We start from the raw sequence: 11,986 nt of genomic DNA on the forward strand, positions 1-11,986 counted from the left end.
TTGTAGTTGACTTTTGCCATTGTTTTACCTTTTTGGGGTTGCGCAATGAATATAGTAGCTTATGCTACCCTCTTATTAAACTCCTGCATGGTCCACTAAGCATGAGCAACATACAAATGAAGGATCTCAACAAACGCATACCTATAATATACACTGATATTTTATAAGTGAATGCTCAAAAAATCAAATTCCGATAATCTAGCAAAAAATGAAGATTAAACACATTACAAAACGGCCCGGATTTTATTCCGGGTCGCGGTTTATAATAGGAGATCCCCGCCTGCGCGGGGATGACAATTGCGGGTTATTTCACAAACGCGCCGTAGATAGCCTTGATGGCCTTCTCGGTATCGGCTTCGTCAACACCGGTGATGATGTTGATCTGCGAAGAACCCTGGTCGATGATGCGGACGTTCACCTTGTTCTCGGCAAGAGCGGTGAAGAGCTTTGCAGCCACACCGATCTTGTTCGTCATGCCGTGACCGACAGTCGCGATGAGCGAGATGCCCGGGAACACCTTGATACGGTCGGGGCGCATCTGCTGCGTGATGTCTTCGAGGACCACGTCCTGCACGGCGTCGAGGGCCTTAGAATCCACCACGATGCTCATGGAGTCGATGGCGCTCGGGCACAGTTCGTAGGAGAGGCCTTCGCTTTCGAGCACGGCGAGCACGCGGCGACCAAAGCCCACTTCCTTGTTCATCATGGACTTTTCGATGTAGATCATCGAGAAGCCCTTACGGCCGGCGACACCCGTAATCGGGAGCTTTGCTTCTTCCGGAGTGGGGCCGATAATGGTGCCCGCATCTTCGGGGCGGTTCGTGTTGCGGATGTTGATAGGAATCTTCTTCGCGCGGCACGGGGCGATGGATTCATCGTGGAGCACGCTGGCGCCGGAGTAGGCGAGTTCGCGGATTTCGCGGTAGCTCACGTATTCGATGGGCAGCGGATTTTCCACAATGCGCGGGTCAGCCATGAGCATGCCCGAGACGTCGGTCCAGTTCTCGTACTTGGCGGCATCGATGCCGTTGGCAAGGATTGCGCCCGTGATGTCGGAGCCGCCACGGCTGAAGGTCTTGACTTCGCCACGGAGGTTTGCACCGTAGAAGCCCGGCAGCACGTAAAGCTGGTTCTCGTCGGAGAGGGTCTTCGCGATGTCTTCGTAGGTCTTCGGGACAATGCGGTACTTGTCGTCGAAGGTAATCAGCGGGAAGGTGTCGACGAAGTTTGCGCCCAGGTACTTGGCCATGAGGCGTGCGCACAGGAATTCGCCACGGCTCACCAGGAAGTCCGTGCTCACGGATTCGGGCTGGTTCTTCAGCTTGTCTTCGAGGCTGTCGAGGTCTTCGGTCAGCTTGTCTTCGAGACCGAGGTCCTTGCAGATTTCGTCATAGCGCTGACGGATCAGGTTCCACGGGGTCGAAAAGTCGAGGCCCTTGGAGGCGAGGTCGTAGGTGCTGTAGAGGAGGTCGGTAAGCTTTGTTTCCTTAGGATTGCGCTTGCCGGGGGCGGAAACGACGATGACCTTGCGGTTCTTGTCGGATTCAACGAGGGCCTTGATCTTCTTGAACTGGCCGGCATCGGCGACAGAGCTGCCGCCGAACTTGCATACGATTCTTTGACTCATTTTTTCCTTTCGGGCCACCAAACCTCTCGGCTTCGAGCGCAACCGCTTTCCTCGCGATCAATCCCCGTTCGGGGACTTGCCCAAGCCTACCCATCTGGCCAGCCACTTGGTTTTTGTGTCTATGTCTGCGACGGCATTTTACCGCCGCGCGGGGGCAAAGATAGAAAATTACGCCCCCGATGTCTAGGTTTTGGTCCGTTCAAGGCCCCAAATCGGCATTTCGTCGCAAAAACGCACATTTGCACACCGCACACTCCCCAAAAAAAGATATATTCCCGTACAAACAAATTAAGAAGTTTCCTAAAAAGGAGAAAAAATGAAACGCTTCCTGACCACCGCCGCGGTATTCGCAACGCTCCTGACTGCCTGCGGCGACGACACATCCTCCAACGCAGGTAACGGGTCCAGCAGGCCCACAGGGGACGATGTCTTTTCAAGAGCCGGCACACTATACGTCAACGAGTCGGAACATATCCTGGCGATAGCACTCGAGAACTACGAAACCCAAATGTGTGTCGTAGAAGAGGACAACTACACCTAGAAAACCGTACACATCAACAACGAACCGGATTCCATGATGTATGAATTCCGTGGCGACACGCTGCTGCTCTACGACATTTACCATGGCCTTCCCGATACGGATTACGGCGAGATGCTGGTCGGCGGCACCGCGGGCAACCTCTACGGCACGTGGACCTACACCGGATGCGAATATGACAAGGAAGAAGACGAAACCGAATGCTATGAAAAGAACCTGCAGTACTTCCTCCGCACAATAACCTTCTCCAAGGGTAAGGCCGAAATCAACTACAAGGTATACTTCGATCGTTACGTAGAAGACCACAGCGACTTCATGAATTCCTACTTCATGAGCCAACTCTTCAACACCCTCGGCGGCAACTATCCCGAAATCTACCTAGATGAAATCTGGTACATGGAAGCCTCGAGCGTGCAAGCCACAGCACAAAAAATCGGCGCAGTATTTACATCGAAGACCAAGTCGAACGCCACCTTCGAACTGGGCGGCAAGACATATACCGTCAACGTAAAACATATGGACATGAGCCTGAACCGCGAAGGCTATTTTATCGCAAGCGAGAACAAGGAAATCCAGGTGGAAGTGAGCGACGGCATAACAACCTGTACGGGCGAGTACATCTCCCACTACATGAACGCCGACTACTGCAAGGCAGAATACAAGGACAACCTCCGCATGGATGAATGGGAAGACTCCAACCTCGGGACATTTATCGCGGCAGAGAGGTACCGCAGCAACAACGAAGATGATTTCGAGCAGTGCATCACGGGTATCGCATACAAGAAGTACGACCCCCTTGACGGATACACCTACGCCAAAGCCGCAAAGACTCTCGCGAAAAAAGGCTACAACGCAAGCGACCGCGAATCCCGCCGCGAAAGGTCTCTCCGCAAGTGGGCGAAATACGCACGGTAACTTGTTTTTTGTAAAAATTGATACGCGAATGTAAAAAAACAGGGAGGGCATGGCTCAAAATCGCCGCGAAATCGTTTTATGGTTAGGAGACCACCATGAAACAACCTAAGGAACTCATGAAAATTGCGGCGAACTCCTCCGTACCCGTGCTCATCCAGGGGGAATCGGGCGCAGGCAAGGAAGTCGCGGCACGCTACATACACGAGCAGAGCCCGCGGAGGAACGGCCCGTTTATCGCGCTGAACTGCGGGGCGCTCGCGCAGAACCTCATCGAAAGCACGCTCGAGGGCTCCGTAAAGGGCGCCTACACCGGGGCATACGCCGACCAGAAGGGAATCGTGCGGTCGGCACACGGGGGCACGCTGTTCCTCGACGAGATAGGCGAACTTCCGCTCGACGCCCAGAGCAAGCTACTGCGCATTCTGCAGGAACGCACGGTACTGCCTGTAGGCGGCTCGCACTGCATCCACGTCGACTTCCGGCTCATCTGCGCTACAAACAGGAACCTCAAGAAGGAGGTGCTCGAAAAGCGTTTCCGCGAAGACCTGTTCTTCAGGCTGAACGTATTCCCGATAGTCATCCCTCCCCTGCGCTCGCGCGACGACTTCGAGGAACTCGCACGCGACCTGTGGTACAGGATATGCGAGCATGCGAGACGCACGCATTTCGAGGTCCCCAAGACAAGGCTCACCATTGGCGAGATTACCGCCCTCAGGCAGTTCAAGTGGCCCGGCAACGTGAGGCAGCTGAAAAACGTGCTGCAGCGCTACGCCCTGCTGGAATCGCACGGGGTAAGGCTCGAGGAACTCCTGTGCGAGGAATTCGCAATGGCATCGGTACACGAGGAAGAATCAAGGCAGAAGGGCGAGCAAAACGCACTCTGGGCCAAGCGGCGCGCGGCCGCCCCCAAGTGGGAAGTCATCAAGAACGTGCTCGACTCGTGCGAATGGAACAAGAGCATGGCATCGAGCAAGCTAGGAATAAGCAGGGGGAGCCTCTGCTACCAGGTGCGCAAGCACGCGGGGAGCATGGCGGAGGCGGGCTAGAATAAGGGCTAGAACCTTACGCCCAGGCCGAGATAGTGGTTGCCGTCGCCAAGCGCGGGGCGCGGCGAGTAGCCGTAGTCAAAGACGATTCGCCCGAAGGTGAACCCGAGGCCCGCGCTGAAGCCGTCCTCGGTATGCGGGCGCGCCGCATAGCCCGCACGGAGCAGCAGGAATTCCTGATAAGCGACTTCCATGCCGAAGCGCCATTCGGGGTCGTCCATGTCGGCGCGGCGGTAGGCGTCGGCAGAAACGTGAACTTCCCAGAGGCTCTCGAGCCCGAGGAGGCTACTCACAGGAACGATGCCCGTAATGCCCGCCTGCAGTGCCATCGGGGCGGCCTCGTGCTCGCCGCTGAACTCGCTGTCGGTCACATAGCCGAAGTTCGTGATGGTGGCACCGAACGAGAGGTACTTGAGCATGCGGTAAACGACGCCCGCATCGCCCAGAATGGCGAGGGTCGACTCGTCGTCAATCGCCTGGTAGGCAAAACGTGCAGAAAGCGACCAGCCAAAGGCCTTGCCGTAATTGCCGGCGCCAGCCTGCAATGCCCACGCATACGCACCGTAATCCCCGGTAAGCATGCCTTCCTCGTCACGGCCCTCCAGGTCATCGTACCCGAGGTACTCGAGCCCGAAGGAGAGGGCGAACGATTCGAAAAGCGGCAGCCCGTAATAAACGGAGACAAAGTTGTCTGCACCCGCATCACCGAAAATTATCTGGTTAAGCCCGAATTCGGATTCGCGCAGACCCGTGAGTGCCAGAGGGTTGCGCGTCACTTCGGAGATGCGGCTTGCGTCGGCCACGCCCGCACCAGAAAGAGCTGCACTGCGCGGCGACACCTGCATCGAAAGGAACTGCATCGTAACACCGCCAAGCCCGGTATTCCAGTAGCGACCGCTAGCGGCAAGCGCAGCGACACACGGGAGCAGGAGGATAATCAGCAGTTTCTTCAACATACAAGTTATAAGATACAAAAATTACTTGTGCAGGATCTAACCGCGCCAGCCTTCCATGATTTTCATGCAGGCAGCGAGAAGCTCGGCGGAGCGCACCTTGTCCTCGGTTTCCACGTAGCAGCGGAACTCGGGAGCGTTGCCGCTCGGGCGCAGGTGCACGATGTCGCCGGAATCGAATTCCATGCGGTAGCCGTCGGTCTCGTCGATTGCGACAATCTTGCCCTGGAACTGCGCCGGGGCGGAACCGTCCTTGGGCTTGAAGCGGCTCGGCTTCGCGGTCAGCGCGCCGAAAAGCTTTTCGCCGAGTTTCTGCTCGCGGATTTCGGCAAGCTTGGCCTTCGAGGTCGCGGTCGGGAATTCCTTGAGGCGGTCGCTGAGCGTGAAGCGCTTGGGGAGGCGCTTGAGCAGGTCGACGACGCACATGCGTTCCTCGCGCACGCGCACCATCACGGCAATCATCGGGAGGAGCGCATCGCGGGTCGGGAGTGCGGGCAGCGTGCGGGTGGCACGCGTCTCGCCGCCGCGGCCATCGCTGTCCACGAATTCACGCGTGAGGTCGGTCTGCAGCAGGAACCCGCCGTTCGCCTCGTAACCGGCGACGGACGCGCCCTTGTCCGCGGCGTCCACAAGGCTTTCCATGCCGGCAATCACGTACGGGCTCCCGATGCGGGTACGGCAAATCTTCTCGAAGGAGCCGGACTTCTCGAGCGACGTGTTGCAACTCACCGGAGTTGCAATGCGCTTGACGCCAAGCGCCTGGGCAGCGAGGATGCCCAGCACGTCGCCACGCAGCCACATGCCGGTATCGTCTGCCAAAAGCGGGCGGTCGGAGTCGCCATCCGTGCTGAAAATCGCATCGACGAAGTCCTTGTGCGCGAAGTCGCGGGCAAGGTCTTCGTCTTCCTTGCGGATAGCTTCCGTATCGACCGGGATAAACGTCTCGCTGCGGGCGAAGGGTTTCACCGTGGCGCCCAGGCTTTCGAGTACCTTCACCACGATGTCGCGGCCCACGGCGGAATGCTGGTACACGCCGATGGTGAGGCCTGCAAGGGCACGCGGGCCAAAGAACGCGGGGTAGCGCTTCAGATAGTTCTCTTCCGCTTCCATCTCCACGGCGGGGAGTTCCGGGGCATTCTTCAGCATGCCCTGCGCATCAAAAATCGCCTCATCAAAGTCGACGGACTGCGAAACGATTCCCTGTTCGTCCTTCTTGGAAATCTCGCCCTTCGGGTGGTTGAACTTGATGCCGTTGCGGTCGGCAGGAATATGGCTACCCGTCACCATGATGGTCGGGAGCGCCTTGTCGATACCGTACAGCGCAATCGCCGGGCTCGGGATGCGGCCGCAGTACACGACCTTCCACGCGCTGTCCTCGCCCGCCTTCACGAGCGCCTTCAGAATGCGTTCCGTACTCGGGCGCAAGTCGCCCGCAATCGCAATCGTATGCTCGCACTTGTAGCTCTGTTCGCAGTACTTGATAAACGAACGCGCGTACACGTAGCACACGCGGTCGGTCATGGCAGTTACCAGGCCGCGCGCACCGCTCGTACCAAACGCCACGCCGGACTGTTTCATCACATCTTGCATCGAAACGGTCATGGAAACCTCAATTTAAAAAAGCGTCCCGCCTAGCGGGACGCGAACAAACTAGAAAAATACGGGCGGCCAACGCGGGTTCTTCGAGCTCATGTCGATCTTGTAGAAGTCCTTCTCGAAGCGTCCGTCGTCGAGTCCGTACATCTGCATCACGTGGCGGGCAATCCACTTGCCGAGCTTCATCACGGTGAGCTTCTTGCGGAGGCGGCCCTGGCAGTCGCGGTTCATGATGTCCGGGAGGGTGGAGGTCGTGAGGATTTCGTCGATGGCCGGGCTGTTGAGCTTTTCGCGGGCCTCGGGGCTCGTGTGGAAGTGCGTCACGCCGAAGCACACGCGGTTCGGGTTGCCCTTCTTGATATGTTCGCAGCACTGCACGATGGTCGTACCCGTACGCACCATGTCGTCGAACACAATCACGTCCTTGCCCTCGATTTCCTCGATGCTGATGTCGGAGAGTTCCGGGTTGAAGGTCATGCTGATTTCGCGTTCACCGGTACGGACCTTGTCCATCACCACGCGCTTGCATTCCGGCAGGTCGAGCGCCTCGTAGACGGCGTTCATGAACGGGCGTGCGCCCTTGTCCGGGGAAACAATCACCAGGTTGTTGCCGTCCTTGCCCGTCTGCACGAAGTTGCTGTTCTTGATGTAGTGCGCGTAGACGTCGGTCGGGATGAGGTTGTGGAAATGACCTTCGAAAATTTCGCTGAAGAGGTTCTGCACCTTGACGCTGTGGTTGTGCACCGTCACCACGGCATCCACACCGGACTTCTTCAAAAGTTCGGCGTAGAGGAGGCTCGTGAAGGCCTGGCCGTCGAACTTCTTCAAGTCGATGTCCGGGCGGTCCTTCTCGAGAGGGCCAATGCGGTGCGGGCCGCGGTCCTGGGCGCTGTAGAACAGGTCGGGTTCCACGAGCACCACCTGCTCGGCACCGTTGTCCTTCGCGGCGCGGGCCAGAATGCAGTTGCGCATGGCGTAGTCGTTACGGCTGCGTTCGTGGTTCGAGACCGAGCAAATCAACACGATCTTGCCCTCGAGGCGACGGCCGATATGCTCCATGTCGTCCACATCCAGCATGTAGCGGGGGCAGAATTCGGAGTTGGCGAAGGTCTTCAGGGAGACCACGTCGGAGATGTCTTCACGGAGGCCGATGTACTGGGCCATGTCGATGGCGAACGGGTCATCGGTGAAGTTGCCGGTCACGATAAAACGATCTGACATAAATGCGCCTTGATGTTAAAGTTGAACCTTTTGGGTAGCGCAAATATAGTTTTTTAATCAGAGCCTCGCCTTCACAAGCGCGAACAAATCCGCAAAGACTTCGTCGGGAGTGCGGTCCGCATCGATTGCGGCAACACAGTCCGGGTATTCACGAGCCGCGGCCAGGTACCCCTGGCGCACCCGTTCGAAAAAGTCGGCCTTCTCCTGCTCCAGGCGATCGGGTGCCTCGCCCCGCTTCGCGGTGCGTGCGCGGCCGCGCTGCACGTCGATATCGAGCACCACCGTGAGTTCCGGGAAGCACCCCCCGCAGGTCAGTTCCGTAAGTTGCTGCACCAAGCCTGCACCGAGCCCGCGGGCGTATCCCTGGTAGGCGAACGTGCTCCACGCAAAGCGGTCGGCAATCACGACCTTGCCTGCATCGAGTGCCGGCTGGATAATCTCGTGAATCACCTGCGCGCGGGCGGCGTTGTACAAAAGGAGTTCGGTCTTGTCGCCCATGACGCCCTTGAACGCAGGGTCGAGCAGTATCTCGCGGATACGTTCCGAAATCTTCGCACCGCCAGGTTCGCGCAACTTCACGACGGAATAGCCTTCCTTCGTGAGGGCGGCGATGAGCATGTCGATCTGGGTCGTCTTTCCCGACCCGTCGATGCCTTCCAGACTAAAGAAACGCTTCGCGGTCTGCATCATTCTACCGTAACAATACACTGGACTGGATCCTTCGCCCTTCGACGCGCTCCGCTTGCTCAGGGACCTTAATAAGGTTGGATGACACCCCTAATCCTTACTCCACGTCCTTGCCGTGGCACTTCTTGTACTTGAGGCCGGAACCGCACCAGCACGGGTCGTTACGCCCGAGCTTCGGGCCCTGCTGCTGGGCGCGCTTCCTTGCGGCGGCGAGCACGGCGGGGTTCGTGTAGGTACGGCGCACCGTCGGGCGCGTGCCCGGCAAGGCGGACTGCGGCATCGGCTGGGCGCCCTGCTGTTCTTCCGAGATGGCGTTGCTTTCGGAAGTAGCGGCCTGGCCGGCGAGACCCGCGGCCTTCGCGCCTTCTGCACTCAACTGCTCCGCTTCGGCAGGCTCAGCGGCCTTATCGGTCGGTGAGCCGCCCTGTGCCTGCGCGGCTTCGGCAGCCTTGCGTTCGGCATCAATCTGTTCCTGGCTCTTGAGCTGCAGCTGGTCCGGCGACACGGTCATGCCGTTCGGGAGCGTAATGCGGATGTTCAAGATGCGCAGCGCCGTGAGGGTCGCAATCTTCTCGAGGCAGCCCTCGAACAGCTTGAAGCCCTCGTTCTTGTAGACCATCAGCGGATCCTTCTGCGCGTAACCGTGGAAGCGGATGGCATCCTTCAGCTGGTCCATCGCATACAAATGTTCCTTCCACACCTGGTCAATCGTCATGAGCAGGAAGCGACGCTCAATGTTGCGGAAGTCGGCTTCCGGGATAATCTTGCCGAGCTTCTCGTAGCGCGCCTTGCAGAGCCCGATAATCTCGTCGAGCACCTGTTCCGGAGTCTTGTGCATCGCCTCGTCGAGCGTGAGGTGGTATTCCATGCCGAGCGTGCGCTGCAGGTCGGTATGCAGGCCCTCGAGGTTCCAGTCCTCGGGGTAACTCTTCGCCACGATGTAGTTAGAAACCTTGATATCGCACGCGTCCTCGATGCGGTCCATGATTTCCTGGCTGATGTCCTCGCCGTTCAGAATACGGCGGCGGAGCCCGTAAATCACCTTGCGCTGCTCGTTCATCACGTTATCGTAGTCGAGCAGGTGCTTACGGATATCGAAGCTCTGGCCTTCCACGCGGCGCTGTGCACCACGGATGGAGCGGGAAACGATCGGGTGCGTAATCACCTCATCTTCGCCCACGCCAAAGCGGGTCATGAGGTTCTTCACGCTATCGCCACCGAAAATGCGCATCAGGTTGTCGTCGAGGCTAAGGAAGTACTGGCTCGAACCCGGGTCACCCTGACGGCCCGAACGGCCGCGCAACTGGTTGTCGATACGGCGGGACTCGTGGCGTTCCGTGCCAAGCACATGGAGACCACCCAGTTCCGTGACTCCCGGACCAAGCGCGATGTCGGTACCGCGGCCAGCCATGTTGGTCGCAATCGTCACCTTGTCCTTGTAGCCCGCGTACTGGATGATTTCCGCTTCGCGGCCATGGTTCTTCGCGTTCAAGACTTCGTGCGGAATGCCTTCCTTCTCCAAAAGGCCGTGCAGGTGCTCGGACTTCTCGATGGATGCCGTACCCACGAGGAGCGGCTGGCCCTTGCCGTGGCGCTCCTTGATCTCGGCCACGATGGCGCGCCACTTCGCGTCTTCGCTCTTGTACACCATGTCCTGCAGGTCCTGGCGGATGCAGGGCTTGTTCGTGGGAATCACCCACGTGTTCATGTTGTAAATCTTGATGAATTCCGTAGCTTCGGTTTCGGCGGTACCCGTCATGCCCGAGAGCTTCTTGTACATGCGGAAGTAGTTCTGGAACGTGATGGTCGCAAGCGTCTGGTTCTCGCGACGGATCTGCACGCCTTCCTTCGCCTCGATGGCCTGGTGCATGCCGTTGCTGTAACGGCGGCCTTCCATGAGGCGGCCCGTGTTCTCATCCACGATGACGATTTCGCCATCGCGCACGATGTAGTCCACGTCCTTCTCGTACAGGTGCCATGCGCGGAGTGCCTGGTCAATGTAGTGCACCCAGTCGGCGTGCTCGCCGTAGAGGTTCGTAATCTGGAGGAGGCTTTCCACGTGGTTCACGCCCTTCTCGGTGAGCATGATGTACTTGTCCTTCTCGTCCACGCCGAAGTCCTTGTTCTTCACGAGCTTCTGGGCAATCTCGTTCGCCTTCGAGTACTTGTCGGTCGCATCCTCGGCAGGGCCGCTGATGATAAGCGGGGTACGCGCCTCGTCAATCAAGATGGAGTCCACTTCGTCCACGATGCAGAAGTTGAGTTCGCGCTGCACCAGCTGCGAGGGGTCGACCGCCATGTTGTCGCGCAGGTAGTCGAAGCCGAACTCGTTGTTGGTACCGTAGGTCACGTCGCTGTTGTAGCTCGTGCGGCGCGTTTCCGGGTCGAGCCCGTTCACGATAAGGCCCACCGTAAGCCCGAGGAACTTGTACACGAGGCCCATCTGCTTCGCGTCACGGCCTGCGAGGTAGTCGTTCACCGTCACCACATGCACGCCGTGGCCGCCGAGGCCGTTCAGGTACACCGGGAGGGCGGCAGCGAGGGTCTTACCTTCACCCGTCGCCATTTCGGCAATCGCGCCCTCGTGGAGCACGAGGCCACCGATCATCTGCACGTCGAAGGGCATCATGCGGAACGGCTTTACCGATTCCGGGTAGAGCTCGCGCACCTTCGCGTAGAGGGCGGCAGGCAGGTAGACTTCCCATTCGTTCTTCCCGCTGTCGAGTTCCGCCTTCGCGTCGTTCACCGCATCCTGCAGTTCGGGGCCGAGGCGGCTGAAGTCGAAGCCAAATTCCGGCTTGAAGATGTTGAAGATACCGAGCCTGCGGTCACAGGCTTCCTGGCACACCGCAAAGGCATCGACCTTGATATCCTCGAGAGTGCCGCCGTTCTTGAGTTTCTCGCGGAATTCCGCGCTCTTCGCGGCAAGGGCCGCATCGTCCAGGGCCTCGAGGGCAAGCCTTGCCGCATGAATCTTCTCGATTACAGGGCGGAGCTGCTTCACCTTGCGTTCGTGCGGAGTTCCGAAAACCTTGTGGAGGACAGTATCTACTATGCTCATAACGTTCCTTTATAACGGCCGAAGGCGTACCCGCGGCCACCGATTAAATTTTACGTCTGCAAATTTAGGAAAAAACGCCCACACAAAAAGCCCCCGCACGCGGCAGGTGGCCCAAAACAAACGTTTTTGAGGGTTCAGGCGCTAGAACCTGTTGAGCCCGCGGTTCCCGTGTTCACGGAGCCAGTTCTCGAAGGCGATTTCCCACTTTTCCTTCTTGTGCACCGGCACGACATGCGCCTCATGACGGTGGATTTGTAGGTTTTTTAATAGTGGGTTCATGAACAACCATATTCATTACCGGTTAAGTTAAAATATATCCTTTTTTCTTGTTAAGTGGTATAC

The 11,986-nt window shown here is 58.2% G+C and carries 10 protein-coding genes; 3 read left to right on the top strand and 7 right to left on the bottom strand.

Annotated features, from left to right (window positions below; translation table 11 throughout):
* Positions 1–304: 304 nt before the first annotated feature.
* Entirely contained in the window at positions 305–1,627 is a 1,323-nt protein-coding gene (locus BUB22_RS15330) for an aspartate kinase (protein ID WP_073116493.1), read from the bottom strand.
* A 316-nt stretch (positions 1,628–1,943) separates the two neighbouring features.
* Here BUB22_RS15330 and BUB22_RS15335 point away from each other — a divergent pair, with 316 nt between their 5' ends.
* The 3 genes from BUB22_RS15335 (at position 1,944) to BUB22_RS15345 (ending at position 4,126) form a co-directional block, all read left to right on the top strand.
* Positions 1,944–2,168 carry a hypothetical protein gene (locus BUB22_RS15335; RefSeq protein WP_073116481.1) on the top strand — a complete coding sequence of 75 codons (225 nt, stop codon included), beginning with the start codon at positions 1,944–1,946 and terminating at the stop codon, positions 2,166–2,168.
* Between the two features lie 33 nt (positions 2,169–2,201).
* Positions 2,202–3,080, top strand: coding sequence for a hypothetical protein (locus BUB22_RS15340; RefSeq protein ID WP_073116483.1), 879 nt, complete (start codon positions 2,202–2,204; stop codon positions 3,078–3,080).
* Between the two features lie 95 nt (positions 3,081–3,175).
* Entirely contained in the window at positions 3,176–4,126 is a 951-nt protein-coding gene (locus BUB22_RS15345) for a sigma 54-interacting transcriptional regulator (protein ID WP_073116485.1), read from the top strand.
* Positions 4,127–4,134: 8 nt separating this feature from the next.
* On the opposite strand, the gene BUB22_RS15350 is transcribed toward BUB22_RS15345, so the two are convergent.
* The 6 genes from BUB22_RS15350 to BUB22_RS16820 all read right to left on the bottom strand — a co-directional run bounded on the left by BUB22_RS15350 (position 4,135) and on the right by BUB22_RS16820 (position 11,923).
* Positions 4,135–5,082 (bottom strand): PorV/PorQ family protein, encoded by a 948-nt coding sequence (locus BUB22_RS15350; protein WP_073116486.1) that lies wholly within the window; start codon positions 5,080–5,082, stop codon positions 4,135–4,137.
* A gap of 36 nt (positions 5,083–5,118) precedes the next feature.
* A complete protein-coding gene (locus BUB22_RS15355) occupies positions 5,119–6,681 on the bottom strand; it encodes a phosphomannomutase (RefSeq protein WP_073116488.1) in 1,563 nt (520 codons plus the stop codon).
* 48 nt (positions 6,682–6,729) lie between these two features.
* Positions 6,730–7,896 carry a ribose-phosphate diphosphokinase gene (locus BUB22_RS15360; protein WP_073116490.1) on the bottom strand — a complete coding sequence of 389 codons (1,167 nt, stop codon included), beginning with the start codon at positions 7,894–7,896 and terminating at the stop codon, positions 6,730–6,732.
* A 57-nt stretch (positions 7,897–7,953) separates the two neighbouring features.
* Entirely contained in the window at positions 7,954–8,586 is a 633-nt protein-coding gene (gene tmk / locus BUB22_RS15365) for a dTMP kinase (RefSeq protein WP_254794772.1), read from the bottom strand.
* A 94-nt stretch (positions 8,587–8,680) separates the two neighbouring features.
* A complete protein-coding gene (gene secA / locus BUB22_RS15370) occupies positions 8,681–11,644 on the bottom strand; it encodes a preprotein translocase subunit SecA (protein ID WP_073116491.1) in 2,964 nt (987 codons plus the stop codon).
* 141 nt (positions 11,645–11,785) lie between these two features.
* The gene (locus BUB22_RS16820; RefSeq protein WP_175547313.1) at positions 11,786–11,923 is read right to left on the bottom strand and encodes a hypothetical protein; all 138 of its coding nucleotides are present in this window, start codon (positions 11,921–11,923) and stop codon (positions 11,786–11,788) included.
* Between the last annotated feature and the right edge of the window lie 63 nt (positions 11,924–11,986).

It is taken from the genome of Fibrobacter sp. UWCM (assembly GCF_900129735.1).
Classification (GTDB): Bacteria; Fibrobacterota; Fibrobacteria; order Fibrobacterales; family Fibrobacteraceae; genus Fibrobacter.

Excerpts from the sequence above, each read along its gene's own strand:
- BUB22_RS15355 (WP_073116488.1), bottom strand. The coding sequence starts at position 6,681 with ATGACCGTTTCGATGCAAGATGTGATGAAACAGTCCGGCGTGGCGTTT.
- BUB22_RS15335 (WP_073116481.1), top strand. The coding sequence starts at position 1,944 with ATGAAACGCTTCCTGACCACCGCCGCGGTATTCGCAACGCTCCTGACT.
- BUB22_RS15350 (WP_073116486.1), bottom strand. The coding sequence starts at position 5,082 with ATGTTGAAGAAACTGCTGATTATCCTCCTGCTCCCGTGTGTCGCTGCG.
- BUB22_RS15345 (WP_073116485.1), top strand. The coding sequence starts at position 3,176 with ATGAAACAACCTAAGGAACTCATGAAAATTGCGGCGAACTCCTCCGTA.
- BUB22_RS15330 (WP_073116493.1), bottom strand. The coding sequence starts at position 1,627 with ATGAGTCAAAGAATCGTATGCAAGTTCGGCGGCAGCTCTGTCGCCGAT.
- BUB22_RS15360 (WP_073116490.1), bottom strand. The coding sequence starts at position 7,896 with ATGTCAGATCGTTTTATCGTGACCGGCAACTTCACCGATGACCCGTTC.
- BUB22_RS15340 (WP_073116483.1), top strand. The coding sequence starts at position 2,202 with ATGATGTATGAATTCCGTGGCGACACGCTGCTGCTCTACGACATTTAC.
- secA (WP_073116491.1), bottom strand. The coding sequence starts at position 11,644 with ATGAGCATAGTAGATACTGTCCTCCACAAGGTTTTCGGAACTCCGCAC.
- tmk (WP_254794772.1), bottom strand. The coding sequence starts at position 8,586 with ATGATGCAGACCGCGAAGCGTTTCTTTAGTCTGGAAGGCATCGACGGG.
- BUB22_RS16820 (WP_175547313.1), bottom strand. The coding sequence starts at position 11,923 with ATGAACCCACTATTAAAAAACCTACAAATCCACCGTCATGAGGCGCAT.